General features: G+C 62.1%; 28 protein-coding genes. 12 read left to right on the top strand and 16 right to left on the bottom strand.

From position 1 onward, the window contains the following. Positions 1–89 precede the first annotated feature (89 nt). Genes KUV51_RS07155 through KUV51_RS07165 form a run of 3 tightly spaced genes read left to right on the top strand, consistent with a single transcriptional unit; the run spans position 90 to position 2,907 of the window. Complete coding sequence (locus KUV51_RS07155; protein ID WP_222520859.1) at positions 90–1,031, top strand: nucleoside hydrolase; 942 nt, start codon at positions 90–92, stop codon at positions 1,029–1,031. Then, on the top strand, positions 1,028–1,477 hold the full coding sequence (locus KUV51_RS07160) for a GNAT family N-acetyltransferase (protein WP_222520860.1): 450 nt from the start codon (positions 1,028–1,030) through the stop codon (positions 1,475–1,477). The genes KUV51_RS07155 and KUV51_RS07160 overlap by 4 nt, the downstream gene beginning before the upstream one ends. Before the next feature lie 32 nt (positions 1,478–1,509). Next, the gene (locus KUV51_RS07165) at positions 1,510–2,907 is read left to right on the top strand and encodes a protein adenylyltransferase SelO (protein ID WP_222520861.1); all 1,398 of its coding nucleotides are present in this window, start codon (positions 1,510–1,512) and stop codon (positions 2,905–2,907) included. Between the two features lie 24 nt (positions 2,908–2,931). Here KUV51_RS07165 and KUV51_RS07170 read toward each other — a convergent pair whose 3' ends face one another. Beyond that, a complete protein-coding gene (locus KUV51_RS07170) occupies positions 2,932–3,807 on the bottom strand; it encodes a DMT family transporter (RefSeq protein WP_222520862.1) in 876 nt (291 codons plus the stop codon). A 121-nt stretch (positions 3,808–3,928) separates the two neighbouring features. Here KUV51_RS07170 and KUV51_RS07175 point away from each other — a divergent pair, with 121 nt between their 5' ends. Further along, on the top strand, positions 3,929–4,723 hold the full coding sequence (locus KUV51_RS07175; RefSeq protein WP_222520863.1) for a DUF533 domain-containing protein: 795 nt from the start codon (positions 3,929–3,931) through the stop codon (positions 4,721–4,723). 27 nt (positions 4,724–4,750) lie between these two features. Here KUV51_RS07175 and KUV51_RS07180 read toward each other — a convergent pair whose 3' ends face one another. After that, positions 4,751–6,031, bottom strand: coding sequence for a DEAD/DEAH box helicase (locus tag KUV51_RS07180; protein ID WP_222520864.1), 1,281 nt, complete (start codon positions 6,029–6,031; stop codon positions 4,751–4,753). 76 nt (positions 6,032–6,107) lie between these two features. Between KUV51_RS07180 and KUV51_RS07185 the strand changes: the two genes are divergently transcribed. From KUV51_RS07185 to KUV51_RS07215, 7 genes are all read left to right on the top strand, one after another. Continuing rightward, positions 6,108–6,527, top strand: a complete 420-nt coding sequence (locus KUV51_RS07185) for a Fur family transcriptional regulator (RefSeq protein ID WP_222520865.1) — start codon at positions 6,108–6,110, stop codon at positions 6,525–6,527. 17 nt (positions 6,528–6,544) lie between these two features. Then, on the top strand, positions 6,545–7,243 hold the full coding sequence (locus KUV51_RS07190) for an NYN domain-containing protein (RefSeq protein ID WP_222520866.1): 699 nt from the start codon (positions 6,545–6,547) through the stop codon (positions 7,241–7,243). A 4-nt stretch (positions 7,244–7,247) separates the two neighbouring features. After that, positions 7,248–8,123 (top strand): DMT family transporter, encoded by an 876-nt coding sequence (locus KUV51_RS07195; RefSeq protein ID WP_222520867.1) that lies wholly within the window; start codon positions 7,248–7,250, stop codon positions 8,121–8,123. A 70-nt stretch (positions 8,124–8,193) separates the two neighbouring features. Beyond that, a complete protein-coding gene (eno, locus tag KUV51_RS07200; protein WP_222520868.1) occupies positions 8,194–9,468 on the top strand; it encodes a phosphopyruvate hydratase in 1,275 nt (424 codons plus the stop codon). Next, positions 9,465–10,082: a DUF7002 family protein gene (locus KUV51_RS07205; RefSeq protein WP_222520869.1), complete on the top strand. Its 618-nt coding sequence runs from the start codon at positions 9,465–9,467 to the stop codon at positions 10,080–10,082. The genes eno and KUV51_RS07205 overlap by 4 nt, the downstream gene beginning before the upstream one ends. Next, positions 10,075–10,599, top strand: coding sequence for a GNAT family N-acetyltransferase (locus KUV51_RS07210; RefSeq protein ID WP_222520870.1), 525 nt, complete (start codon positions 10,075–10,077; stop codon positions 10,597–10,599). The genes KUV51_RS07205 and KUV51_RS07210 overlap by 8 nt, the downstream gene beginning before the upstream one ends. 8 nt (positions 10,600–10,607) lie before the next feature. Beyond that, positions 10,608–11,030 (top strand): cupin domain-containing protein, encoded by a 423-nt coding sequence (locus KUV51_RS07215; RefSeq protein ID WP_222520871.1) that lies wholly within the window; start codon positions 10,608–10,610, stop codon positions 11,028–11,030. On the opposite strand, the gene KUV51_RS07220 is transcribed toward KUV51_RS07215, so the two are convergent. Beyond that, a complete protein-coding gene (locus KUV51_RS07220; RefSeq protein ID WP_222520872.1) occupies positions 11,017–12,120 on the bottom strand; it encodes an anhydro-N-acetylmuramic acid kinase in 1,104 nt (367 codons plus the stop codon). The genes KUV51_RS07215 and KUV51_RS07220 overlap by 14 nt on opposite strands. Positions 12,121–12,184: 64 nt before the next feature. On the opposite strand from KUV51_RS07220, the gene tyrS reads away from it, so the two are divergent. After that, on the top strand, positions 12,185–13,426 hold the full coding sequence (gene tyrS, locus KUV51_RS07225; RefSeq protein WP_222520873.1) for a tyrosine--tRNA ligase: 1,242 nt from the start codon (positions 12,185–12,187) through the stop codon (positions 13,424–13,426). Between the two features lie 40 nt (positions 13,427–13,466). On the opposite strand, the gene lpxB is transcribed toward tyrS, so the two are convergent. The 13 genes from lpxB to pyrH form a co-directional block, all read right to left on the bottom strand. Further along, on the bottom strand, positions 13,467–14,624 hold the full coding sequence (lpxB, locus tag KUV51_RS07230) for a lipid-A-disaccharide synthase (RefSeq protein WP_222521284.1): 1,158 nt from the start codon (positions 14,622–14,624) through the stop codon (positions 13,467–13,469). Next, positions 14,621–15,520, bottom strand: a complete 900-nt coding sequence (locus KUV51_RS07235) for an LpxI family protein (RefSeq protein WP_222520874.1) — start codon at positions 15,518–15,520, stop codon at positions 14,621–14,623. Before KUV51_RS07235 ends, lpxB begins: the two co-directional genes overlap by 4 nt. Next, a complete protein-coding gene (gene lpxA / locus KUV51_RS07240; RefSeq protein WP_222520875.1) occupies positions 15,520–16,308 on the bottom strand; it encodes an acyl-ACP--UDP-N-acetylglucosamine O-acyltransferase in 789 nt (262 codons plus the stop codon). Before lpxA ends, KUV51_RS07235 begins: the two co-directional genes overlap by 1 nt. Next, entirely contained in the window at positions 16,305–16,769 is a 465-nt protein-coding gene (gene fabZ, locus KUV51_RS07245; RefSeq protein WP_222520876.1) for a 3-hydroxyacyl-ACP dehydratase FabZ, read from the bottom strand. The genes lpxA and fabZ overlap by 4 nt, the downstream gene beginning before the upstream one ends. A 69-nt stretch (positions 16,770–16,838) precedes the next feature. Then, complete coding sequence (locus tag KUV51_RS07250; RefSeq protein WP_222520877.1) at positions 16,839–17,342, bottom strand: OmpH family outer membrane protein; 504 nt, start codon at positions 17,340–17,342, stop codon at positions 16,839–16,841. Positions 17,343–17,382: 40 nt separating this feature from the next. Beyond that, positions 17,383–19,713, bottom strand: coding sequence for an outer membrane protein assembly factor BamA (gene bamA / locus KUV51_RS07255; protein WP_222520878.1), 2,331 nt, complete (start codon positions 19,711–19,713; stop codon positions 17,383–17,385). Positions 19,714–19,866: 153 nt separating this feature from the next. Then, the gene (locus KUV51_RS22110) at positions 19,867–19,992 is read right to left on the bottom strand and encodes a hypothetical protein (protein ID WP_261385679.1); all 126 of its coding nucleotides are present in this window, start codon (positions 19,990–19,992) and stop codon (positions 19,867–19,869) included. Between the two features lie 93 nt (positions 19,993–20,085). Further along, positions 20,086–21,435, bottom strand: a complete 1,350-nt coding sequence (rseP, locus tag KUV51_RS07260) for an RIP metalloprotease RseP (RefSeq protein ID WP_222520879.1) — start codon at positions 21,433–21,435, stop codon at positions 20,086–20,088. A gap of 5 nt (positions 21,436–21,440) precedes the next feature. Then, positions 21,441–22,610 carry a 1-deoxy-D-xylulose-5-phosphate reductoisomerase gene (gene dxr, locus KUV51_RS07265; protein WP_222520880.1) on the bottom strand — a complete coding sequence of 390 codons (1,170 nt, stop codon included), beginning with the start codon at positions 22,608–22,610 and terminating at the stop codon, positions 21,441–21,443. Next, positions 22,607–23,392 (bottom strand): phosphatidate cytidylyltransferase, encoded by a 786-nt coding sequence (locus KUV51_RS07270; protein ID WP_222520881.1) that lies wholly within the window; start codon positions 23,390–23,392, stop codon positions 22,607–22,609. The genes dxr and KUV51_RS07270 overlap by 4 nt, the downstream gene beginning before the upstream one ends. Next, complete coding sequence (uppS, locus tag KUV51_RS07275) at positions 23,389–24,108, bottom strand: polyprenyl diphosphate synthase (protein WP_410001068.1); 720 nt, start codon at positions 24,106–24,108, stop codon at positions 23,389–23,391. Before uppS ends, KUV51_RS07270 begins: the two co-directional genes overlap by 4 nt. 112 nt (positions 24,109–24,220) lie before the next feature. Continuing rightward, on the bottom strand, positions 24,221–24,784 hold the full coding sequence (frr, locus tag KUV51_RS07280; protein ID WP_222520882.1) for a ribosome recycling factor: 564 nt from the start codon (positions 24,782–24,784) through the stop codon (positions 24,221–24,223). Positions 24,785–24,876: 92 nt separating this feature from the next. Then, positions 24,877–25,608, bottom strand: coding sequence for a UMP kinase (gene pyrH / locus KUV51_RS07285; RefSeq protein WP_222520883.1), 732 nt, complete (start codon positions 25,606–25,608; stop codon positions 24,877–24,879).

Raw genomic sequence — 25,608 nt, forward strand, 5'->3', positions numbered from 1 at the left:
CGTGCAAGGATTTGCGTATTGCGACGTGACGCTTCTGGACAAGGGGTGCCAAAGGGGCCACGGTGCGCCAAAATCCGAGCGGAGGCAGCGTGACAGCGCGCAAGATCATCATCGACACCGATCCCGGACAGGACGATGCCGTCGCGATCCTGCTGGCATTGGCCAGCCCGGAGGATGTCGAAGTGCTGGGCATCACCGCCGTCGCCGGCAATGTCCCACTGGACCTGACAGCCAAGAATGCACGCATTGTCTGCGAGTTGGCAGGCAAAGTTGATGTTCCCGTCTTTGCCGGATGCGACCGACCGCTGGGCCGCGACCTGGTGACGGCAGAGCACGTGCACGGCAAGACCGGACTTGATGGTCCGGACCTGCCCGATCCGACCATGCCGCTGCAGGATCAGAACGGCGTCGACTTCATCATCGACACGCTGCGCGACAACGATCCCGGCACCGTCACCCTGTGCCCGCTCGGTCCGCTCACCAACATCGCCACCGCATTTCAAAAGGCGCCCGACATCGTGGAGCGGGTGCAGGAGATCGTGCTCATGGGCGGAGCCTATTTCGAGGTCGGCAACATCACGCCCGCCGCCGAATTCAACATCTATGTAGACCCACAAGCTGCTGATATCGTGTTCAAAAGTGGGGCGCCAATCGTCGTCATGCCGCTTGATGTCACCCACAAGGCGCTGGTCACGAAACCGCGCAACGACGCCTTCCGCGCTCTCGGCACAGCCGCGGGTGTGGCCGTTGCCCAGATGACCGATTTCTTCGAACGCTTCGACAAGGAAAAATACGGCTCCGCCGGAGCGCCGTTGCACGACCCTTGCGTGACGGCCTACCTGATCCGCCCTGATCTGTTCTCCGGCAGGCACATCAATGTCGAGATTGAAACCACGTCCGAGTTGACGATGGGCATGACCGTCGCCGACTGGTGGGGTGTCACCGACCGTCCGGCCAACGCGCTCTTCATTGGCAACCTGGACGCCGACGGCTTCTTTGACTTGCTCACAGAACGGCTGGCCCGGTTGTGAGCGCGGCCCTCACCCTTGCCACGCCCGAGCATTTCGATCGGCTGGATGCGCTTGTCGCGGGCTTCCATGCCGAGGAGGGCATCGAGATGTCGGAGGAGGCGCGGGCCGCCGGCCTCAAACCCCTGCTCGACGGCATTCCGCACGGAGTGGCCTACCTGATTGGACCGGCCCGCGCGCCCATTGGCTATGTCGTCGTCACCTTCGGCTGGTCCATCGAATTCGGCGGGATGGACGGGTTCATTGACGAGATTTTCATCCGCCCCGGTGTCCGGGGACGCGGTATTGCCACCGAAGTCCTGCTCGCCTTGCCCCGCGCCCTCGGAGAGGCGGGCGTGAAGGCGCTGCATCTTGAGGTCGGGTCAGACAACACCGTTGCACAGCGTCTCTATGGCCGCGCTGGCTTTCGGATGCGCGACGGCTACCATCTGATGACGCGCAGGCTCTAGCCTTTGGCACCGTGCCCGCCTATCTCAAACGCATGAGCCTGCACATCCCTTTTGACAACAGCTACGCGGAACTGCCCGCGGGGTTTTACACGCGCCTGAACCCGACACCGGTCAAGCGCGCGGATATCCTTGCCTGGAATACGCCACTGGCTGAAGAACTGGGGATCGAAGGGACCGACCCGACCGTATTTGCAGGTACGACAGTCCCCGACGGCGCAGCGCCTCTGGCGCAACTCTATGCGGGACATCAATTCGGCAATTACAATCCGCAACTTGGCGACGGGCGCGCGATCCTGCTTGGCGAGGTGATCGACCAGACGGGCCAGCGCCGCGACATCCAGCTAAAGGGGTCCGGCCCTACGCCCTATTCGCGCATGGGCGATGGCCGTGCCTGGTTGGGGCCTGTCTTGCGTGAATACGTGGTAAGCGAGGCGATGCACGCCCTCGGCATCCCAACCACCCGTGCGCTTGCTGCGGTGGCCACAGGCGAGCCTGTCTACCGCGAACAGGGCGCTTTGCCCGGCGCCGTGCTGACACGGATCGCTGCCAGCCATCTGCGTGTCGGGACCTTTCAGATATTTGCTCACCGGGGCCAGATCGACGAACTTGGCACACTGACCGACTACGCAATTGCGCGACATCACCCGGACGCTGACGGCCCGCTGGGCCTGCTCAAGGCCGTATGTGCAGCACAATCGGACCTGGTCGCGGCCTGGATGTCCGTCGGCTTCATCCACGGCGTCATGAACACCGACAACTGCACGATCTCGGGCGAAACCATCGACTACGGCCCGTGCGCCTTCATGGACGCATATCACGAGGGGCGCGTGTTCTCGTCGATCGATCAGATGGGGCGCTACGCCTTTGGCAACCAACCGCGCATCGCCGTTTGGAACATGGCGCAACTCGCCACAGCCCTGATCCAGCTTTTCAACGACAAGGAACAGGCGGTCGAGGACGCCACAGCCATCGTCCACGCCATGCCGGGTCAGCTTCAGGCGGCCTGGTTGCGCCGCTTTGGCGCAAAAATCGGCTTGAACGATCCCACATCTGACGATCAGTCATTGATCGAGGATTTGCTGACCCTCATGCAAACGGACGGTGCAGATTTCACTAACACATTCGCGAACCTGCATACCGATCAGGCGCGCGACCAGTTCACGGACCGCGACGCCTTCGACGCATGGGCCGAACGCTGGCGCACGCGCGGCCCCGACATGGATCTGATGCGACGCACCAATCCCGAGATCATCCCGCGCAACCACCGGATCGAGGCGATGATCGAAGCGGCGGTGGCCGGTGACATGGCCCCCTTCGAGCGATTGATGATGGCGCTTGGCACACCTTTCGATCTGCCCGCAGACTTTGACGATCTGCGCCGCCCACCCACCGAAGCCGAAATTGTACCCGCCACCTTCTGCGGCACCTGATGCCGGGCGGAGGACACCTCCGCCTTACTTGCGATTGATCAGAACCAGGCCCACAGCCACCAGCCCAAGCGCCAGCCAGATCGTGCCGGATATGTCTTCGCTCAGGATCACCCATCCCAGCACAACAGCAAAGACCGGTGACAAGAAGCTGAACGAGGCCACTCCGGACGCCGGGTAAATCTTCATCAGGAAGAACCAGAACAGAAAGCCGAAGCTGGCAATGAACACGATCTGATAGGCCAGCCCAAGTACATGAATGGCCTCAAGCTCGCGCAAGAGCGGGCCAAAGGCCGGGGCCAGCAGCAAGAGCACCGGGGCGGAGATCAGCAATTGCCAGAACAATTGCTGCTCAGCCGGAATGCGCGACAAGGATGTCACCCGCACGCACAGCGCGATACCGGCCCAGCACAGCGCCGCACCAAGCGCAAAGATGTCACCCAGCAGATTGCCCTGCCCCGCATCGCGATCAACAAGCGCCAGAACGACGCCGCCCATGGCAACACCCAGTCCGATCAGGCGCACGCCCGTCAGCCGCTCCCCCGGCAGCAAGACATGCGCCGAAAGCGCCAGCCATACGGGCATCGAATAGAACAGGATCGACGTGCGCGCGACACTGGTCAGGTCGAGGGCCAAAAACAGACAGATGAATTCGATGGCAAACAGCAACCCAGCGACAATGCCACCGACACGCCCCTCGGCGGGCAGACGCAGTGAAATCCCCCGCGCCCACATCCACAGTCCCAAGAGCACCAGCGCCCCAAGCGACCGCAGCCCCGCCATGAACACTGGCTGAAAGCCCCCATTCGCCACCTTGATCACCACTTGGTTGAACCCAAGGTTCAGCGAAAACAGCGTCAGCGCGACGGCGCCGATCAGGTCCATGTGGGATTTGCGGGTCATCGGCGCAGAACGGCCCGTTTGCCGGTCAATGTCAATCGGGCCCGAACATTCCCCGCCGTTTGGCCCGCAATCTGTGTCAAGCTGACAGCCAACGAATCCCCGGGGAGATGGAGGAGAGAATATGAGCTTGATGAAAACACTGGCCAAGGTGGCCATCGGCGTGGCTGTCGCAAAGGGCGCCAGTGCCATGATGAAGAACCGCGCCGGATCGACCGGTGCAGGTGGCGGTCTCGGCGGTCTGCTTGGTGGTCTTTCCGGCGCTCAGGGGCAAAGCGGTGCAGGCCTGCAAAACATGCTCGGCGGTCTCATGGGTGGATCTCAGGGCGCATCCGGTGGCCTGGGCGGTCTACTGGAAGGGCTTGGCGGCTCCGGCGGACAGGGCCAGGGCCTGCAAGGCATGCTGGGCGGTCTTGCAGGTGGCGCGGGTGCTGCTGGTCTACTGGGTGCGCTTGGCGGTGCCGTTGGACAGCGACCTGCCGACAATGGCGCGAGCTTTGGGCAGGTCCTGAATTCCAATTTCGATCAGACACCCGAGGACCCCATCGAACCCACCGCCGATCAGGAAGCCGCCGCAGCGCTGATGCTGCGCGCTATGATCCAAGCGGCGAAATCCGACGGACAGCTTGACGACGCCGAACAGGAAAAGCTCATGGGTCAGCTCGGCGGCGACATCGACGCGCAAGAGGCGGCGTTTCTCAAGACCGAGATGCAGCGCCCTGTAGACGCGCAGGCGCTTGCCAATGACGTGCCGCATGGCATGGGACCACAGGTCTATGCTATGTCGGTTCTCGCCATCGATCTCGACAGCCAGGCTGAGGCACAGTACCTGCACCAACTGGCGCAGGCTCTCGGCATGGACGCGGGAACGGTCAATGACATTCACGCTCAGCTGGGCGTTGCGTCGCTCTACCAGTAACCCTTGAGTTGCGGGTGTGCTGCACGCCTATGTGCGCGGCCCCTTGGGCTTGGGCTTGCGCCGCCGCCGGTTCGACGGCTTGGACGTACCCGGTGCGCCCGGGCGTCCACCACCCGGCTTGCCACCGGGGCGCCCTCGCCCACGCCCGCGACCACCCGCAGGCTTGGCGTTTGGGTCCTGCATCGGCTCCCACGCACGACCTGACAGCACCGGGATGCTCAGTTTCATCACCTTCTGGATGTCCTTGAGGTGATCCATCTCCTCCGGCGCACAGAACGCCACGGCTGACCCGTCCTTGCCCGCCCGCGCCGTCCGGCCGATGCGGTGAACATAAGCTTCGGGCACATTGGGCAGCTCGTAGTTGTAGACGAACTTCACATCCGGAATGTCCAAGCCCCGCGCCGCCACATCAGTTGCCACCAGCACGCGCACCTCACGCGCCTTGAATGCGGCCAGCGCACGCTCCCGTTGCCCTTGCCGCTTGTCACCGTGAATGGCGGCCACGGCAAATCCCTTGCGCTCCAGCGTGCGCGCCAGACGGTCGGCCCCATGTTTGGTACGGGTGAAGACGAGCGCACGGTTTTCACAGTGTTGATCCAGCAGTTCGATCAGCAAAGCCGACTTCTCGGCCTTGGCAATGAAATGCACCCCTTGGGTCACCTTATCGGCTGCCTTGCCGGGCGGGTTCACTTCGATCCTGATGGGGTTTTGCAGATAGCTCTGCGCAATCTCGTTCATCTGCTTGGGCATGGTGGCCGAAAACAGCATCGTCTGCCGGTCCTCACCCATCAGCTCGGAAATCTTCCGCAGCGCGTGGACAAAGCCGAGGTCCAGCATCTGATCCGCCTCGTCGAGCACCAGAAAGCCCGTATGCGCCAGCTTGATCGCCTTGCGATCCACCAAGTCCAACAACCGCCCCGGCGTCGCCACCAGAATGTCCGCTCCCTTGGCCAAACGCTGGATCTGCGGATTGATGCTCACACCACCCACGACGATCTGCACCCGCATCGCGGTCAATTCACGCAGCACGGCTGCAATCTGCCCCGCCAACTCGCGCGTGGGGGCAAGGATCAAACCACGGGCCGTCTTGGGGGCCGCCTTACCGCCCTCCTCCATCAGCCGCGCAATCAGCGGAATGCCAAAGGCCGCTGTTTTGCCGGTGCCCGTCTGCGCCAAACCCATCACGTCGCGCCCGTTCAGCGCATGGGGAATCGCCTGCGCCTGAATGGGGGTCGGATCCGTCAGACCCATCTCTGCCACACGACGCGCCAGGGCGTCGGGCAGGTTCATCATGTCAAAATCACTCATGGCTCCCAGTGAACCCATCCCGGACCAGCGTCAACCGCAATTGCCCCTGCGTGAAGCTTTCGGTAAACGCAGGATCATGACCACCAAACGCGCCACCATCACCGACCGCAGCGAAGCCAAAGGGCTGCGTATGACGCACCCGCGTCGGGTGATTGCGCAGGTTCTGGAGGCATCCGACGACCATCCGGATGTGGAAGAGCTCTACAACCGCGCCAGCGCCGTCGATTCGGGTATCTCCATCGCCACGGTCTACCGCACGGTCAAACTGTTCGAAGAGGCAGGCATCCTCGACAAGCTGGAATTCGGCGACGGCCGCGCCAGATACGAAGACGCCGAGCGCGAGCACCACGACCACCTGATCGACATGAACTCGGGCGAAGTGATCGAGTTCGTGGACGAGGAAATCGAAGCCCTGCAGGAAAAGATCGCCGAAAAGCTGGGCTATGAGCTGCGCGGGCATCGGCTGGAACTCTATGGTGTGCCGCGCAAGCGGTAGCACCCGAAAGGACCCACATGGCCGACCGTGACCGCCCGCTGCTCGCCGTCCTGATCGATGCCGACAACGTGCCCGCCAAATTTGCCGACGCCGTGCTGCGCGAGGTGACTTCCATTGGCGAACCCGCCCTGCGCCGCGTCTATGGCGACTGGTCTTCCGGGCGGCTCAAGGCGTGGTCCGAACGCATCCTTGAACTGGGCCTCGTCGCCCACCAAGACACGTCGAACACCACCGGCAAGAACGCCAGCGACATCGGCCTCGTAATCGACGCAATGGACATCCTGCACGGGCGGCGTTTTGACGGTTTTGTCATCGTCTCCTCCGACAGCGATTTCACCGCCCTCGCCAACCGCCTGCGCGAAGACGGCCTCATGGTCATCGGCATCGGAGAGGCAAAGGCCCCCGAAGCGCTGCGGAATGTCTGCAACCGCTTCATCCTGATAGAAAACCTCGTGGGTGGCGGGGAACAGCCCAAGGGGCGCGCCGCACCCAAAGACGCCCTGCCCCTGATCGAGTCCGCCATGGAAAAGATCGACCAGGACGACGACTGGTATGCGCTCGGCCAGATCGGTCAGGCAATCCAGAACGCACACCCCGATTTCGACACGCGCACCTACGGTCATCGCAAACTCTCAGCGCTGGTCGAAGCGTTGAAAGGGGTCGAGACGCGCAAACAGGGCAATCAGTTGATGATGCGCCTCAAGCGAACGGGCTGACCCCATGGACAATCTGCGCGGCGCGGCCATCATGGTGCTGGCGATGCTCGGCTTCGCTCTCGAGGATGCGGTGATCAAATTCCTTGCCGGGGCACTGCCCGTCGGACAGGTGATCGGGTTTCTCGGCATTGGCGGCACATTGGTCTTCGCCGTCATCGCGCGGGCCAAAGGGCAAAGCCTGTGGGACCGCGCGTTCCTCTCTCCGGCGATCATGATCCGCAATCTGGCAGAAGTCGTCGGGCTGATTGGCTTTGTCACTGCCCTCTCCCTGATCCCGCTCTCCACCGCCTCCGCCATCCTGCAAGCGGCACCCTTGCTCGTGACGCTCGGGGCAGCTGTCTTTCTGGGCGAAGACGTGGGTTGGCGCCGCTGGGCCGCGATATTTGTGGGGTTCTTCGGCGTGATGCTGATCATCAAACCCGGCACGGCGGCCTTTGACTGGAAACTGCTGTTTGCGGTTGTGGGCGTGCTCGGTCTGGCGGCACGCGATCTGGCCACCCGGCGGGTCCCACCCTCGGTCAGTTCCGTCCAGTTGAGCTTCCTGGCCTTCCTTGTGGCCATCCCGGGGGCCCTGCTGCTGCTCTATCTCGGTAGCGACCGGATCGTTGCAACCACGCAGGCGCAGCTTGGCCTCCTGATCGCCTCGGTCGGCATCGGCTGCCTGGCCTATTTCGGCATCACCGTCGCGATGCGCGTGGGCGAGATCAGTTTTGTCACGCCATTCCGGTATTCGCGCATGGTCTTTGCGCTGATCCTCGGCATGCTCATCTTCGGCGAACGCCCCGATGCGCTGACCTTGCTCGGCGCTGCCATCATCATTCTGTCCGGCCTTTACACTCTTTGGCGCGAACAGATCAGGAAATCACCCGGTTTGGCGTAAAGCCCCTTGTTGCCAGCACAGCCGGCGGGCTAGACGCAGCGTAACTTTCCAAGACAGGAGCCCTCCTCCCATGAGCACGATCATCGACATTCACGCCCGCGAGATCCTCGACAGCCGCGGAAACCCGACAGTTGAGGTCGACGTGACCCTCGAAGACGGCACCATGGGCCGCGCCGCAGTGCCTTCGGGCGCATCGACAGGCGCCTACGAGGCGGTGGAAAAGCGCGACGGCGACAAGGCGCGCTACATGGGCAAGGGCGTGCTTGAAGCTGTCACCGCAGTGAATGGCGAGATCGCAGAAGCACTGGTGGGCATCGACGCCACCGAACAGGTCGAACTTGACCGCGCCATGATCGAACTGGACGGCACCGACAACAAGGGCCGTTTGGGGGCCAACGCGATCCTCGGCGTGTCAATGGCCGCCGCAAAGGCCGCCGCCGACTGGACCTCGCAACCGCTCTACCGCTACGTGGGCGGCACCTCGGCCCGTGTCCTGCCCGTCCCGATGATGAACATCATCAACGGCGGCGAACATGCCGACAATCCCATCGACATCCAGGAATTCATGATCATGCCCGTCGCCGCGGACAACATCCGCGAAGCGGTGCGCATGGGCTCCGAAGTGTTCCACACGCTGAAGAAAGAGCTGTCGGCTGCGGGTCTTTCCACCGGCATCGGAGACGAGGGCGGCTTTGCCCCCAACATAAACTCCACCCGCGACGCACTTGATTTCATTTTGAAATCTATCGAAAAGTCGGGCTACAAACCGGGCGATGACATCCATCTCGCGCTCGACTGCGCCGCCACCGAGTATTTCAAGGATGGCAAGTATGTTCTTGCAGGTGAAGACAAGACACTCTCCTCCGACGAAAACGTCGCCTATCTCGAAGCCCTCGTGAACGACTACCCCATCATCTCGATCGAAGATGGCATGGGCGAAGACGACTGGGACGGCTGGAAGGCGCTGACCGACGCCATCGGCGACAAGGTGCAACTTGTGGGCGACGACTTGTTCGTTACAAATCCCGCGCGTCTTGCCGACGGCATCGCCCGCGGCTGCGCCAACTCCATGCTGGTAAAAGTCAACCAAATCGGCAGCTTGACGGAAACTCTTCAAGCTGTTGATATGGCCCACCGCGCCCGCTACACCAACGTCATGTCCCACCGCTCGGGTGAGACGGAGGACGCCACCATCGCCGACCTCGCCGTCGCCACGAACTGCGGCCAGATCAAAACCGGCTCGCTCGCCCGCTCCGACCGGCTGGCGAAATACAACCAGCTGATCCGCATCGAGGAAATGCTAGGCGAAACCGCAGAATACGCAGGCCGCTCGATCCTGAAGTGACGGGCGCTTTCGTGAACGCCGTGGGCGGCAAGCTCGCCCACGTCACCGCATCGACCAACCTGCCGTCCATCAAGGCGACGGGCCTTTTGCCCGCCAGCAACTTGGCAACGGCGGCAGGCATCCCCCATGCAAACATCGCCCTGCGCAATCACCGGATGCAGGTCGGCCCGGCAACGTTGAACCACCAAAAACCGATCCTGCACGGCCTCAGAGCCGCCCACCGCGTCCTCGACGGCCACACACCGGAAAGCTGGGCGCACCAACTGGATCAACGGGTTTTCCTCTGGCCCGAACGCAAGGGCCACGCCTTCGCCGCCTCAATCAAACGCGATCTCGACATCACCATCCTCTGGCTCGACGCCACCAAACTGGCCGAGGCACTCCACGATCACATCGACCTCAGCCCCATCAACTCCGGTAACTTCACCCAGGGCGGCGCCCACGCCCGCCGAGGCGACTGGCTCTATGTCCCGCTCACCGCTGGCCTCGACACCTTCCGCCAAAACCGCTCAAAACGCGGGCTCAAACACACACCCGACAGCGTCACCGAAATCTCCCTCCGCTGCCCCATTGCACCTGACCTGCTGGCCGACGTAACGATAGGGCATGACTGACCTCACCATCCGCACAGCAACCCCGAACGACATGGCAGATGTCGCGCGGCTGTGCTGGGCCTATCGCGACCTTCTGCTCGACCGAGAAAGTGGCGCCGGTCTGCCCCCGATGACGGCCGCCTTCTACCCGGCAGAAACTTATCAGGCCCTGATCGACGACCTGCCGCGCATCCACGCCCGCCCCCACGGCGACATACTCTTGGCCGACATTGACGGGATCACGATGGGCTGCGCCATGTACTACCCCCTCAACGATCAGGGTGTGACAGAAATCAAGCGCGTCTACGTCGACCCTGCCGCACGCGGACAGCGGGCGGGACGCCGCCTGATCGAGGACGCGATGACCCGCGCCCGGGCAGACGGCTACACGCGCATGGTCCTCGACACCATGGCGTCGCTGACCGAGGCCATCGCGCTTTACGAGCGCATGGGCTTCACCCCGTGCGCACCCTACTATGACGAAGAGGTCGCACCGGAGTTCCTGCCGCATCTCCGCTGTTTCGACCACCCGCTGTGAGAGCCCGCATGACCGCCGACGACATCATCGCCCACCTCAACCTCGCCCCACATCCCGAAGGCGGTCACTACCGCCAAACATGGGTCGCAGAAAACGATGGCCGGCCCACCGGCACCTGCATCTATTTCCTGCTGAAAGCTGGCGAATCCAGCCACTGGCACAAGGTCGACGCCACCGAAATCTGGCTCTACCACGCAGGCGCGCCGCTGATCCTGTCGATGAGCGCCAGCGAAGAAACCCCCGCGCAGGATCACCTCCTGACCCCGGTCCTCACCCAAGGCGCACCACAAATCATCGTCCCCGAACAGCATTGGCAAGCGGCCCGGACCACGGGAGACTACACGCTGGTCAGCTGCACGGTCTCCCCCGGCTTTCAGTTCGACGGGTTCACGCTCGCCCCCGCAGGCTTCGACATCCCTAGGGATAGCTAAGTGTGCCACCACCTACAGAAGCCCGCACCCCGGTCGTCCCCGGACAAGACGTCGGCAACCCACGTGCCACCCGCACGGCAAGATAGGCAAAGGCCTGCGCCTCAAGCATATCCCCGTCCAACCCCACATCCTCAACGGGCCGCACGGGGCAGTCCAAAGACACATCCAGCATCTTCATCAGCACCGGATTGTGGCGCCCGCCCCCGGTGACCAGCACCTGCGACGGCAAGCGCGGACAATGCTGCATCGCCTCGGCCACCCCGGCGGCGCACATGGCGGTCAGCGTCGCCGCCGCATCCGCATCGCTCAGTTCGCTGACCAGACCAACCATCTCGGCAAAGTCATTGCGATCCAGCGACTTGGGCGGCATCCGGGCAAAGTAGGGTTCGGCCAGAAACAGCTCCAAGGCCCCGGTCTCAACCGTGCCCGACGCGGCAATGCGCCCGCCCTCATCAAAGGGCACCCCACGCCGCGCCTGCACTAGATCGTTCACCGGCGCATTGGCAGGCCCGGTGTCAAAGGCCAACAGCGCGCCCTCTTCCTCCGGCGCACGACGCATCGGATCCACCCAGGTGATGTTGCCCACGCCCCCAAGGTTCAGAAACGCAACCGGACCGGTCGCCTTCATCCACTTGGCACAAGCGAAATGAAAGAAAGGGGCGAGCGGTGCGCCCTCTCCGCCCAACTCCACATCCGCGCTGCGAAAATCCCAGACAACAGGCCGCCCAAGGGACCGCGCCAATGCCGCCCCATCCCCCAATTGCAAAGTCCCTTGCAAACGCGGCGCATGGGCCACGGTCTGCCCATGAAACCCAACCAGATCCACGCCGTCAAATGTCGACAACAGCGCCTCATGGGCCGCCATCACAACCTCGGTTGCCGGGTCCAACGTGGGGCCAGACCAATGCCCGAGGGCCGCACGCAACGCCGCACGTTCCTCTGCCGAATACTCCCGATACCCCTGCGGCCCAAACCCATGAATGGTCACGCCGTCGGTCTGCAACACCGCCGCATCGACACCATCCAAAGACGTGCCCGACATTGCCCCAAGGGCGGTTATGACCGCCCCTTTCTCTTTGACCTTATCCATGGCCTTTTCCTTTGCCCGTCCCCCGCTTATAGACTGCGCCGGAGCCGTTCCAAGGACAAGCCAAATGACTTACACCCCCCGATCCGATTTTGTGCACGTGATGCAAAGCCGCGGGTTTCTGGCCGACTGCACCGACATGCAGTCGCTGGACGAAGCATTGCTGGTTCCGGGTCAGACGGCCTATATCGGCTTTGATGCAACGGCTAAGTCGTTGCATGTGGGCTCGCTCATCCAGATCATGATGCTGCGCTGGTTCCAGAAGACGGGTCACAAACCGATCACCCTGATGGGCGGCGGAACGACCAAGGTGGGCGATCCCTCCTTCCGCGCCGACGAACGCCCCCTGCTTGGCCCCGAACAGATCGACGCGAACATCGCCGGCATCAAACAGGTCTTCTCGGCCTATATCGACTACGATGCCGGCGCGCAGATGCTGAACAATGCCGAATGGCTCGACGATCTGAACTACCTCGATTTCCTGCGCGACATCGGGCGACATTTCTCGATCAACCGGATGCTCAGCTTCGAGAGCGTGAAATCCCGCCTCGACCGCGAACAGTCGCTCAGCTTCCTCGAATTCAATTACATGATCCTGCAAGCCTACGACTTCATGGAGCTGAACCGCCGCTACGGCTGCATCCTGCAAATGGGCGGCAGCGACCAATGGGGCAACATCGTCAACGGCATCGACCTGACCCGCCGCGTGATCCAGAAAGAGGTGTTTGGCCTGACCTCACCTTTGCTGGAGACGTCGGACGGCAAGAAAATGGGTAAGTCCCAATCCGGTGCGGTCTGGCTGAACGCTGAAATGCTGTCGCCTTACGAGTTCTGGCAGTTCTGGCGCAACACGACGGATGCCGATGTGAGCCGCTTCCTGAAGCTCTACACCGAGTTGCCGCTGGATGAATGCGACCGCCTCGGCGCGCTCGAAGGGTCCGAGATCAATGAGGCCAAAGCGCGGCTTGCAACAGAAGTCACGACGCTCCTGCACGGCGCGGACGCAGCGGCAGCGGCGGCTGAGACGGCGAAGGAGGTCTTCGAAAAGGGCGGCGTCGGTGATGACCTGCCCACTCTGACGCTGAGCGCATCCGATGTAGGCGACGGCATCTCTATCGTGCAACTGATCGTGAAATCCGGTTTGGCAGGGTCAGGCAAAGAAGCCAAACGCCTCATCGCCGAAGGCGGCGCAAAGATGAATGACGCTCCTCTGACGGAAGCGGGCACCATGATCGACGCCGCCACGCTCGCCGAACCCATCAAATTGTCTGCAGGCAAAAAACGCCACGCACTGGTTCAAATCGGTTAATTTTCCACCGTACGGTCAAATCTGTCCCCGCGGGGACAGATCACCCCAACCGCATCAAAATCGCCCGCGCGGCGCGCACGCCCGGGTCCGCGCCACCGCGACCGAGCAGGTCCATGGTCAGCTCCATCGCGTCCCGTTGCGCCGATGGATCAGCCAACAGGTCCTCCATCGCGCGCACGACGTTGTCGACCGTGAAATCCTTGCCCACCACCTCCGGCACCACGCGGGTGTCGGAGACATGGTTGATCAGGCTGCCGGTATCGGTGGTCACCATCCGGCTGATGATGGCGCGGCTGAGCCAATGCAGATCATAGGCGCTGACCATCGGCGTACCTGCCGCCGCCAGTTCAAGCGAGACCGTGCCGGACGTCGCCAACGCCACGTCCGCCGCGGCAAAGGCAATCCGCTTTTCGGTGGCCGCTGCAGTCGGATCTTGCCCGGTCGGGTCCAGCACAAGCGGGCTTACAGGCCACTTTGACACTGCTTCACGCACCTGCGCGGCGACGGCTCCAGCCGCAGGCAGAACCATCTTCATGTCCGGCCTGCTCTGTGCCAGCCGCCCAAGTGCCGCACCAAAGGTCGGCGCCATCCGTTTGATCTCTCCGCGCCGCGACCCCGGCAGGACAAGGATCAGCGGCTCGGCCCCGCGCAGCCCATGACGCGCCCGGAAGGCCGCTGTCTCGGCCACGCTCGCCCGCGGTACGGTCGCCGCCGGGTGGCCGACGAAATCGCAGGCCATGCCTTCGTCCTCCATATAGGGCGGCTCGAACGGAAACAGCGCCAGAACATGGTCGATCATCGCTGCCATCTTCTTGGCCCGCCCCGGGCGCCATGCCCACACGGTTGGCGCCACGTAGTGCACCGTGCGAATATCGGAGCCTGCCTTGACCAGCTTGGCAACCCGCAGCGAAAAGTCCGGACTGTCGATAGTGATCAGAACGTCCGGTTTCTGGTCGATGACCGCTTGCGCCGTCTCGGCAATCCGACGCTTCAGATGACGGTACTTTGGCAACACCTCTGCAATGCCCATGACGCTGAGTTCGGACATGTCGAACCGGCTCACCAGCCCCTGCGCCTGCATCAGCGGGCCACCGATGCCGTCAAAGCTGACCTCCTGCGCCTCTTTCTTGAGCCCGGCCATCAGGGCCCCGCCCAATGCATCGCCCGAGGGCTCGCCCGCCACGACAAAGACCCTCAGCGTACCCACAGAAACAGCCCCTCCTCATCCAGAAGACGCACAACCTCGCCCCGGTCGAGCACCATGACCCCGCCGGCCTCCAACACCAGCCCATCCAGCCGGGCCGCGATTGCGGCACGCGCTGTGCTGGGGCCAATGGTCGGCAGGTCGATCCGGCGATCCTGTCCGGGTTTCGGCGCCTTGAAGAAAATCCCGCCGCTCGTTTGCGCACGCGCTTCGGCCACCGGGCCGGACAGCCAGTCGGCGGCATCGTCGAGCATGTCACCGACAAAATCCATCGCGGCGGCAAACGGATCGTCGCCCGCAGGCGGCATCGGTTTGACGGGCCTGTCGAGCAACCCGCGCAACATCGCATCAGTGCCTCGCGCGTCCTCGCGCGCGATCACCTGGCCTTTGCGGATCACGCAGGACTGACCTTCATCGGCGCGACCCTGCTCGATCGAAACCTCCTCGGCGGCCTTCACCTGCATGTCGATGTCATTCGGCACGGGCGTCTTGCTCAGAACACCGGATGTGGGCAGCAGGTCCGGCACCAGCTCATGCGCGCCCCGCACGGTCATGCCGCGCGTTTCAAACAGGCCGATGACCGCCCGCAACGCAGCGTCTTCGCCGGCCTTCACGGCCTTTGCGATGGTGGGCACCAACGGCATGGTCCTGGCATCAAGCCGCAATGGATTGAAGCTTGGACGCTGGATCGCCCCGCAAAAGCACACGTCCGTCACGCCGCGCTGCTTCAGCAAATGAAGCAAGGTGCCGATGGTTTCGATCCGGAACCAGTGATCGACCTCGAGCTCATCGGGCGCATAGCCTTCGAGCGCGCAGACCATGGGTGATGACGATTGCTCGCGCGCGACAACCGAAGGAAGCGCGCCTGTTCCCGTGATCAGTGCCAGCATCACCGCGGCGTCAGGAACGACCGGTCGCTGTCGCCCATCACGAACGCCACGATCTCGCGCACATACTCGCTGTCTGTTTCCTTGCCCAACCGCTCTGCCCGGTCGTGGAACGTGCCCTCGCCCTGCGCAAGCATCTGGAAGGCCGCACGCAAAGCGGTGATGTCGCTGCGCGCCACACCTTTGCGCTTGAGACCGACGAGATTGAGACCATCCAGGTCCCCACGGGGCGCCTGCACGAGTCCGTATGGTATCACGTCATTTGTGACCATGGTGACAGCGCCGATGATGGCGCCCTTGCCGATACGGACGAACTGGTGAATGCCGGACAGTCCGCCGACAATAACGTCATCCTCAAGAATGCAGTGGCCCGCAACAGCGGCCGAGTTCACGACGATCACACGGTCACCAACATGAGCATCATGCGCGATGTGACAGCCTGCCATGAACAGACCATCATCGCCGATGCGGGTCACACCGCCGCCACCTTCGGTGCCGCTGTTCATCGTCACATGTTCGCGGATACGGTTGCGTTTGCCGATCACGAGACGGCTCGCCTCGCCCTTGAACTTCAAATCCTGCGGTACTTCGCCGATCACGGCGAAAGGAAAGATCGTCGTGCCCTCGCCCACCTCGGTCTGGCCGGTCACAACCACATGGCTCTTGAGGACGACCTCCGGACCGATCACGACATCAGGGCCAATCACGCAAAACGGGCCAACCGTGGCAGTCGGGTCTATCCGGGCCCCCTGTTCGACGACAGCCGAGGGGTGGACGCCAGCGTCGCTCATGTTTTGGGAATATCCATCATAGCAGTAAATTCGACTTCGCAGGCCATATCACCCTCCACTTCGGCAACCCCGGCGAACTTCCAAACCTTACCACCAGGCTTGCCGCGAGTTGTAGTCAAATTGAGTTTCAAAACGTCACCAGGGATCACCATACGGCGGAATTTGCATTTATCGATGGACATGAAATAGACCAGCAGTTCCTTGTCGGCGAGGTCAAGTGCGACCCCAACCATGACCGCCGCTGTCTGTGCCATCGCTTCGACGATGGTGACGCCCGGCATGATCGGATGCCCCGGGAAATGCCCCTGAAAATGCGGCTCGTTCATCGTGACGTTCTTGATCCCGGTGGCACTTGCATGGCCGTCGATGTCGACCACCTTGTCCACCAGAAGAAACGGGTAACGGTGCGGGATGATCCGCTGGATAAGGCCGATATCAGCGGTTTTCAGTTCAGAGGTCATGTGGTGCTCGGCCCTTTTGTCGTTGGTCTGTTTTTGCCTAGCAATAGCAGCGCAAGCCCGCAAGCGCGCCTATTGCTGCGTCCCACCATCGCCAAGCGTCGCGTCCATCCGCTCGATCGCCAGATCGGTGATGTCGATGGCGTTGGCGCTGACAAAGACGCTGCGCTGTTCCAGGATGACGGCGGCGCCCGTATCGCGCATGATTTCTTCCAGCACTGGGGCAGCAGACATCAAGAATCGGTCGCGATTTTCCTCAAGCAGATCCGCGATAGCACGACTGCGCGCATCCCGATCTCGACGGATCACTTCGACGCGGGCGTCAAATGCATCTGCCAAAGCGCGAAATGCATCCGGCTCCATTTCGCCGCGTTGATCGGTCAGAAGCTGCTCTTCAGCCTCCAGTTCAGCCTCGATGCGACGGTTGTCTTCGGCCAGTTCAGAGGTGCGCGCCTCGATTTCGTTCAGCACGCGTTGGCCGAATGCACTGTCGCGATACAGGCGTTCACTGTCGATGGTCAGGATTGGGCTGCGCACGTCCTGTGAGGTGGACGCCGTGGCCCAAGAAAGGGCCATGGCGATGAGAGTAAGGGCGCGCGCGAGCCTGCCCATCGGATCAGAATGTGGTCGAGATGGTCAGGTCGAAGCTTTGCTCGCGGTCAAACTCTTCTTTCTTCAGCGCATTCGAGAAGTTCAAGCGAAGCGGACCAATGGCCGTGTCCCAGAGGATCGAGAAGCCGATCACGTGGCGGAACGACCCGCCCTCGCCCACGACATTGCCGCCCGACAGATCGACCGAGTCGAGATCCCACAGGTTGCCGACGTCGTAGAACAGGCCACCGCGAATCCCCAGTTCTTCGGGCAGGCCGAGCGGGAATTCCGCCTCGAACCGTGCCGCGACAAAGATGTTGCCGCCCAGAGGATCGGGGTCATCGCCTGCGGTGTTCAGGTCGCGCGGACCGATACCGCCCGGTTCGAACCCGCGGATGATGTTGGGGCCAAGGATGAACCGGTCAACGGTGCGATTGGTCCCGCCGTTCCACGCCAGATAGCCCGCTTCGAGGGAGGCGCGCAGCGTCACCTCTTCGTTGAAGGCGAGCCGCTGGCCGACAATGCGGCCCCGTGTCCGGATGAACTCGGCGTCACCACCGATGCCCGCGAAGTCCTGCGAAAACTCGAAGAGCACACCCGCATTGGGGTTCAGACCGCCCTCGCGAGTGTCGTAGGTATAGGTGTAGCCGATGGAGGACGCTGCCTGTTCACCCGCGTCGATCTCGCGTTGGACTATGGTGCCGTTCTCGACGGGGTCACGCGCGATCTGTTCGTTGGCGAGGTAATTGTAGTTGATCTGCAACCGCGCGCGTTCGCTGACGGGGAATGTCAGGCTTGGGCGGAACACCAGAGACTCGGTGTCGTAGTTGGCAAAGCTCGAGTCCGTTTCGCTGTATTGCAGGTTCAACCCGAAGGCTACGTCACGCCCCAGGAAAGCCGGTTCGACAAAGGTTATGCCGTATTGTTCCGATTCCTCGGCGGTTGAGAAGTTGAAGCCCAGCGTTTGACCGCGACCAAGGAAGTTGCGTTCGGTGAAGCTGACCAGCAGCCCGAACCCGTCATCCTGCGAGAATGCACCACCGAAGTTCAGCGAGCCGGTGGGCTGCTCTTCGACGTCGACGTCGATCACCACCTGCTCGGGCGTGGAACCCTCGCGTGCGTTCACGTCGGCGACCGAAAAGTAGCTGAGTGCGCGGATACGTTCTGCCGCGTCACGGATTTCGCGGGGGTTGAACGGGTCACCCTCGGCCACACGGAACTGGCGGCGGATCACACGGTCAAGTGTCGTGGTGTTTCCTTCGATGTCGATACGCTCGACAAAGACGCGCGGTCCGCGGCTGATCACGAATTCCACATCAAGCGTAAGCTCGCGATCGTTGCGGGTGATGCGCGGTTCGACCCGCAAGAAGTCTACGCCGTCGCGCTGGCCCTGACGTTCGAGCCGCGTGATTTCCGTTTCGACAAGCGTGGGCGAGTAGATGACGCCCGGGCGCACCCTGACGAGCTCCTGATAGGCGTCGCCATCGACGGATGGAATTTCGCTGGTCACGGAGATGTCGCCGAATGAGAACTGCTGACCTTCCTGCACGTTGAACGTCAGAAAGAAGCCATCACGCTCTTCGGTGAGCTGCGCATTGGAACTGACGACCCGGAAGTCCACGTAGCCGCGCGAATTGTAGAAGTCGGTCAGCACCTGCTGGTCGAACTGGATCCGATCCTCGACCAGCGTGTCGGTCTGGATCAGTGCGCGGAAAAAACCGGCCTGCTTTGTGTCGAGGACGCGACGCAGACGACGATCCGAATACACACGGTTTCCGACAAAGCTGATGCGCTCCACCTCGACCACGTCGCCTTCGAAGATTTCAAAGACGAGATCGACGCGGTTGTCTGTGCGGCGGATGATACGTGGTGTGACACGGGCCGCGACGCGACCCTGGCTGCTGTAGGCTTCCGCGATGGCGCCCGCGTCCCGCTCTGCCTGGGCAGGTGAGAACACACGGCGTTCCTGGCTTTGAACCGTGGCGGACAGCGCCTCATCATCGACGCGACGGTTGCCTTCGAACGAGATGCGGTTGATCGTCGGGAATTCTGTTACCGTGATCAGCAGCGTGCTGCCTTGCGCCGCAACCGAGACGGTTTCGAACAAACCGCTGTTTTCCAGGTTCTGGCGCGCGGCATTGACCTGCCCCGCGGTCAGCGTTTGGCCGGGTGCGATTCCTGCCCGCGCGATCACCGCGGCGTCGCCAACCCGCTGGTTGCCATCCACGACAATGCGCGAAAATTGAAAACTCTGCGCCTGTGCCGGGGCCAATGAGGCCACCCAAGACACTGACACCAGTACGAAAATTGCTGCTCTAAAAAACGCTTTGCGCCCGCACGTCTGTGCCTGCGCCATTACGCCCCTCAACCCCAGTCCCATGGTTTTGCCCCACGTGTTCAGACATCCAATACAGACGTGAGTAACGGCATTGCGAAGTGTTGTCAAAAGCGCAAAACCCCGTGGATCACCACGAGGCAGATAGCACATCTTGTGGATAAATACCTGTGGCTAGAGGCTGCCCAACCACGCGCCTGCAGCCAATGCACCGGCCAAAGTCGCACCATACAGGGCGCGATCCCAGTTCAGCATCATCAGCAGGCTCAGGCCCCGGTATCCGCTTTGCAGTGTTTGCATCGTTCCATCCTTTGACGGATGACGCATACCGGCCGATTACGGCAACAGATGGGGCCAATTGTGGCAGGATTGGGGCACTTGCCCCGACCCGCCCTACGGACAGAAAAGATCGTTGCCCACGGCAAACAGCATGAGACTCAGCACCAGCGTCAGGCCGAATGCCATCAACACGCGCAGAGCGCCATCGCTCGGCGGCTTTCCGGTTACAGCCTCATAGGCATAGAAAACCAGGTGCCCCCCATCGAGCGCCGGAATGGGAAAGAGGTTCAGAAGGCCGACGGCTGTCGACAGAACAGCGATGAACCAGACAAAACTCTGTGCGCCCTGGCTGGCCATTGTGCCGGACACCTGCGCGATTCCGATGGGCCCCGACAGATTGCAGGTGCTGATGGCACCGGTAACCATGTGACCGAGCCCGGAAATGGACCCTGTAATGATCCGCCATGTCTGAGCCACACCGCCAGTGACGGCATCCACAACGCCGGGCGCCTCGCTTGCGGGATCGAACGCATTGCCGCTGGCAACCCCGATCCGCCATTGCGTCACAAATCCGCCGCCGTCTTGCGGTTCGTCCACCCGCTTGGGCGCGAGGCTTTTCTCCAACGTCTCTCCGTCCCGCCACACACCGAGTTCCAAGGTCGCTCCGTTCGAGCCCTCGACGGCGTTCACCAGTTGGCGGAAGGCATAAACAGGTTCCCCATTGATCGAGGTGATCACATCCCCCTGCTCGAGCCCCGCGGCCAGCGCCGCACTGCGTGGCGTGACAGACCGCACCAGAGGTGGGCGCAGGTATGGGCCCTGGACCAGCATCCGTTCGCCTTCGCGCTCGACCGTGTAGTCAAGCTGTGGCGCGATGGGCAGGTTGTCGATCAAATCACCATAGGCCGGGTCCGAGAGACTGGGCACGGGCATTCCGTCGATTTCCAGCACCACGTCGCCGGGTTGCAGTTCCTGCACCTCGGTGGGAAGAGTATAGAGCTCTCCGACCGTCAGCGGATCGCGCGGCACGCCATTTGTGTAGCCGACAATGGCAAAAACCATGATCGATAGGGCAAAGTTGAACACCGGACCAGCCGCGACTGTCGCTGTCCGCGCCCAAAGGGGTGCACCATGCATCGTGCGACGGAATGCCTTGGGATCAGCGGCTGCCGCTTCCATCGCGGCCTCATCCTTGCCCGAAGCGGCATTGGCATCACCTGCAAACTTCACATACCCGCCGAAGGGAAGTGCGGCTATCTGCCACTTGGTCCCACGACGATCCATGCGGCTCCAGATCACCGGACCAAACCCAATGGAAAACACGTCTGCGTGGATACCGGACCAGCGGCCCACGATGTAGTGGCCGTATTCATGGATGGCGACGATCACACTGAGCGCCACAATGAAAAAGAAAATGGTCCAGGCAAAGCCGCCAAAGGCGGGAATCAAGGCCGAAATGTCCAAGGGTTTTATCCTGCTTTATGCTCGATCACGTCGCGGGCGGCTTGTCGTGCCATTTGGTCCACAGCGTGTACGTTATCAAGGGTCATTGGGGCATCAATATGGCCCGGATCTGTGTCATTCAGCACCTGTTCGACAACCTGTGCCATGGTTTGAAATCCGATCCGGCCCGCGATGAACCCGTCGAGTGCCGTTTCCTTGGCCGCATTGAAGACCGCCCCCGAGAGCCCGCCACGTTCCATCACCTCGCGTGCCAGACGCAGGGCGGGCCAGCGCACTTCGTCCGGCGGGCGGAAGGTGAGCGCGCCGATTTGTGCGAGGTCGAGCCGGTCAACCGGCAGCGCACGGCGATCCGGCCAATGAAGGGCATAGCCGATTGCGTGACGCATGTCTGGCGGCCCGACATGGGCCATCAGCGCACCGTCGGTGAAGCCGACCATCGCATGTATCATGGATTCCGGATGCACCAGCACCTCGATCTGATCAGGACGAACGCCGAAATACTCTCGGGTTTCAATGAGTTCGAGCGCCTTGTTGAACATTGAGGCACTGTCGATCGTGATGCGTTGTCCCATGTCCCAATTGGGGTGGGAAGATGCCTCGGCCAGCGTGGCACTGGCCAGCTTGTCCAGAGGCCAGTCGCGGAAAGCGCCGCCGCTGGCAGTGATGATGATCCGCTCAACCGCGTCCATGTCTTCGCCCACCAGTGCCTGAAAGACGGCGGAGTGTTCGCTGTCCACAGGCAAAAGGCGGGCGTCATTGGCCTTGGCGGTGGACAGAATCAACTGGCCTGCGCACACAAGCGATTCCTTGTTGGCAAGCGCGAGCGTCGCGCCCTGCTCGAGCGCGCAAATGCCCGGTGCGAGCCCTGCCGCACCGACGATGGCGGACATCACCCAATCCGCTGGGCGGCATCCGACTTCGGTTAGAGCGGCCTGTCCGGCGGCTGCCTCAATACCGCTGCCCTCCAGGGCCGTGCGCAGATCGTCGAGTTGCGTTTCGTCGGCCGTCACCGCGATATCGGCCCGCAGGCGCATGGCGTCTGATGCCAGTTGATCGATGTTGGATGCGCCCGTGAGCGCCACGACGTCGTAGGCGTCAGGGTCGCGCGCGATCAGGTCTATGGTGTTCTGGCCGATGGACCCCGTCGCGCCAAAGATCGACACGCGGCGCGTCACAGCACACCTCCGGGGAAGCCGGAGACCTGGCCGAGCATCAGCAGGAATACAGATGCGCCGAGCATCCCGTCGAACCGGTCCAACACACCGCCATGGCCCGGGATCAGGGCAGAGCTGTCCTTGACCCCCATGCGGCGTTTCATGGCGCTTTCGCCGATGTCGCCCATCTGGCTGGCCATCGACAGCGCGATTGAGACACCGACCAATTGCGCCGTCGCCTCGGTATTGATGGCAAAGACAGCACCGACGATCCCTGCCCCGATCCATCCCGCCACGGTGCCGGACCATGTCTTTTTCGGGCTGACACGCGGCCAGAATTTCGGCCCGCCAAACGCCCGGCCTGCGAAATAGCCCACCACGTCGGTGACCACGACAACCATCACAAGCCAGGTCATCCAGCCAAAGCCCAGATCATCGCGCACCTGCATCATGCCGAAGCCCGCCATCAGCACGAGCACGGTGAAGATCATGTAGGTGGAACGGTTCTGCGTGAGTTGACCCAAGCCAACCATGCAAGGCGCGAGCAGGATCGGCAGGGCAAAGCCCACGGGCAGATAGATCGCCAGAAGAGCAGCGACGCCCGAAACGGCGCCCAATTGGATGGCGAGACCGTCCTGAGTGGGCGACACCATACGCACCAGTTCCCAGATCATCAGACCGCAGACGAGGGCGACGAGGACGTGAAACACATCGCCACCCATCCAGATGCCCCAGATGCCGACCAGGACCATCAGCAGGCCCGAGCCCATGCGGGCGGCAAGGTCGGACCACTTCTCGTTCATCGTTTCAGACCGCCGAAACGACGTTCGCGTCCGCCATAGGACGCGCAGAGCCGGGTGAATTCCTCGCGGCTGAAATCGGGCCAGAGCGTGTCGATGAATTCATACTCGGCATAGGCTGATTGCCAGAGAAGGAAGTTCGAGATCCGCGCCTCGCCACTTGTGCGGATCACGAGATCCGGGTCAGGCAGGACATAGGTGTCCAGATATTTGGGCAGCGTTTCCTCGTCCACATCGTCGGGATGCAATTTGCCATTTGCCACATCTTGCGCAAGCCGCTGGGTGGCGCGCGCCACTTCATCACGACCGCCGTAGTTCAGCGCGATGGTCAGGTTCACCGTAGTATTTGGCGACGTCAGCTCTTCCAACTCGTCCATCAGGGAGATCAGCTTGGCATCAAGCCGCACCCGGTCTCCGATGAACCGCACGCGCGCACCAAATTCGTTCAGCGAGCGCGTTTCCTTGGAAATGTAGCGGCGAAAGAGGCTCATCAGCCCCGCGACCTCGACCTGGGTCCGTTTCCAGTTCTCGGTCGAGAACGCAAAGATCGTCAGGTATTCGACACCGATATCCGGGCAGGTTTCGACCACCTCGCGCACGCGGCGCGCACCGGCATGGTGACCGAACAGCCGCGGACGACCCCGTTGCGTGGCCCAGCGGCCATTGCCATCCATGATGATGGCGACATGGCGCGGACCGGTATGAGAGGCATCTGCGATGGTGTTTTCCTTGGAATCGTCCCGGCGATGGCCGCCATTTGGGGCTCCGCCCTTTGACACTCCAAACGCTCCCCCGGAGCGTTTGCCTGCACCAGAGGTGCAGGTTCGAATGTCAAACCTGCATGATCTCGGTTTGCTTGGTGTCGAGCGCCGTGTCGACGGACTTGATGAACTTGTCCGTCATCTCCTGCACTTCGTCTTCCCAAAGCTTCTGGTCGTCCTCGGACATACCATCAGCTTTGGCCTTCTTGATCTGGTCCATCCCGTCGCGGCGCACGTTGCGGATAGAGACGCGGGCGTTTTCCGCATACTGCCCCGCCACTTTGCCCAACTCGCGGCGCCGTTCCTCGTTCAACTCGGGGATCGGCAACATGATGATGGTGCCGTTGAGCTGCGGGTTGATACCAAGCCCGCTTTCGCGAATGGCTTTTTCAACCTTGCCGACAAGTCCATTGTCCCAGACGTTCACGGTCACCATCCGCGGCTCGGGCACGTTGACTGTGCCCACCTGGTTGATCGGCGTCATGGAACCGTAGGCATCCACCATCACCGGCTCCAGCATGGACGCCGACGCCCGGCCTGTCCGCAGGGATGCAAATTCGGTCTTGAGGTTCGCCATCGCGCCTTCCATCCGGCGCTCAAGGTCATCTGTGTCCAGCATGAAATCGTCAGACATGGTATTCCCCGTGTTTCTTCTTGTCGCCCAATAGGCGTTTGATACGCATATAAATCAAGCAGCGCGCCCATGACCAGCGCGAGTTGCGCGGCCTAACCCTGGACGCGCGTGAATGTGCCATTGCCTTCCAGAATTTCCTTAAACCCGCCAGGCGTGTCGAGCGGGAACACGATCAGCGGCAGATTGTTGTCGCGCGCAAGCGCGATGGCAGACGCATCCATGACGCCCAGTCGCTTGGCTAGCACTTCGTCATAGGTCACGACATCGTAGCGTTTGGCGTCGGGATGTTGCTTGGGATCCTTGTCATAGACACCGTCGACGCCGTTCTTGCCCATGAAGATCGCCTCGCAGGACATTTCGTTCGCACGCAGGGTCGCGGCCGTATCCGTGGTGAAGTATGGGTTACCCGTTCCGGCCGCAAAGATGCAGACACGCTTCTTTTCAAGGTGGCGCACGGCGCGGCGGCGGATGTAGGGCTCGGCCACTTCGTTCATGGTGATCGCGCTGATAACCCGGGTGAACACACCCAGCCCCTCCAGCGCGGATTGCATGGCAAGCGCGTTCATGACGGTCGCGAGCATTCCCATGTAGTCGGCGGTTGTCCGCTCCATCCCCTGGGCCGACCCTTGCAGCCCGCGAAACACGTTGCCACCGCCGATCACCATGCAGATTTCGACGCCCATGTCGTGAACAGCCTTCACTTCCTGCGCGATGCGTTCCACGGTCGGTGGGTGCAGACCAAAGCCCTGATCGCCCATCAGCGCCTCACCAGAGATCTTCAACATGACCCGTTTGAAAGTTGCCTGTGTTTCGGTCTCGGTCAT

The organism is Tateyamaria omphalii, from assembly GCF_019802125.1.
Lineage (GTDB): Bacteria > Pseudomonadota > Alphaproteobacteria > Rhodobacterales > Rhodobacteraceae > Tateyamaria > Tateyamaria omphalii_B.

Coding starts and splice junctions, on each gene's coding strand:
- KUV51_RS07165 (WP_222520861.1), top strand. CDS start 1,510: ATGAGCCTGCACATCCCTTTTGACAACAGCTACGCGGAACTGCCCGCG.
- KUV51_RS07170 (WP_222520862.1), bottom strand. CDS start 3,807: ATGACCCGCAAATCCCACATGGACCTGATCGGCGCCGTCGCGCTGACG.
- KUV51_RS07175 (WP_222520863.1), top strand. CDS start 3,929: ATGAGCTTGATGAAAACACTGGCCAAGGTGGCCATCGGCGTGGCTGTC.
- KUV51_RS07180 (WP_222520864.1), bottom strand. CDS start 6,031: ATGAGTGATTTTGACATGATGAACCTGCCCGACGCCCTGGCGCGTCGT.
- KUV51_RS07185 (WP_222520865.1), top strand. CDS start 6,108: ATGACCACCAAACGCGCCACCATCACCGACCGCAGCGAAGCCAAAGGG.
- KUV51_RS07190 (WP_222520866.1), top strand. CDS start 6,545: ATGGCCGACCGTGACCGCCCGCTGCTCGCCGTCCTGATCGATGCCGAC.
- KUV51_RS07195 (WP_222520867.1), top strand. CDS start 7,248: ATGGACAATCTGCGCGGCGCGGCCATCATGGTGCTGGCGATGCTCGGC.
- eno (WP_222520868.1), top strand. CDS start 8,194: ATGAGCACGATCATCGACATTCACGCCCGCGAGATCCTCGACAGCCGC.
- KUV51_RS07210 (WP_222520870.1), top strand. CDS start 10,075: ATGACTGACCTCACCATCCGCACAGCAACCCCGAACGACATGGCAGAT.
- KUV51_RS07215 (WP_222520871.1), top strand. CDS start 10,608: ATGACCGCCGACGACATCATCGCCCACCTCAACCTCGCCCCACATCCC.
- KUV51_RS07220 (WP_222520872.1), bottom strand. CDS start 12,120: ATGGATAAGGTCAAAGAGAAAGGGGCGGTCATAACCGCCCTTGGGGCA.
- tyrS (WP_222520873.1), top strand. CDS start 12,185: ATGACTTACACCCCCCGATCCGATTTTGTGCACGTGATGCAAAGCCGC.
- KUV51_RS07235 (WP_222520874.1), bottom strand. CDS start 15,520: ATGCTGGCACTGATCACGGGAACAGGCGCGCTTCCTTCGGTTGTCGCG.
- lpxA (WP_222520875.1), bottom strand. CDS start 16,308: ATGAGCGACGCTGGCGTCCACCCCTCGGCTGTCGTCGAACAGGGGGCC.
- fabZ (WP_222520876.1), bottom strand. CDS start 16,769: ATGACCTCTGAACTGAAAACCGCTGATATCGGCCTTATCCAGCGGATC.
- KUV51_RS07250 (WP_222520877.1), bottom strand. CDS start 17,342: ATGGCCCTTTCTTGGGCCACGGCGTCCACCTCACAGGACGTGCGCAGC.
- bamA (WP_222520878.1), bottom strand. CDS start 19,713: ATGGCGCAGGCACAGACGTGCGGGCGCAAAGCGTTTTTTAGAGCAGCA.
- KUV51_RS22110 (WP_261385679.1), bottom strand. CDS start 19,992: ATGCAAACACTGCAAAGCGGATACCGGGGCCTGAGCCTGCTGATGATG.
- KUV51_RS07270 (WP_222520881.1), bottom strand. CDS start 23,392: ATGAACGAGAAGTGGTCCGACCTTGCCGCCCGCATGGGCTCGGGCCTG.
- frr (WP_222520882.1), bottom strand. CDS start 24,784: ATGTCTGACGATTTCATGCTGGACACAGATGACCTTGAGCGCCGGATG.
- pyrH (WP_222520883.1), bottom strand. CDS start 25,608: ATGACCGAGACCGAAACACAGGCAACTTTCAAACGGGTCATGTTGAAG.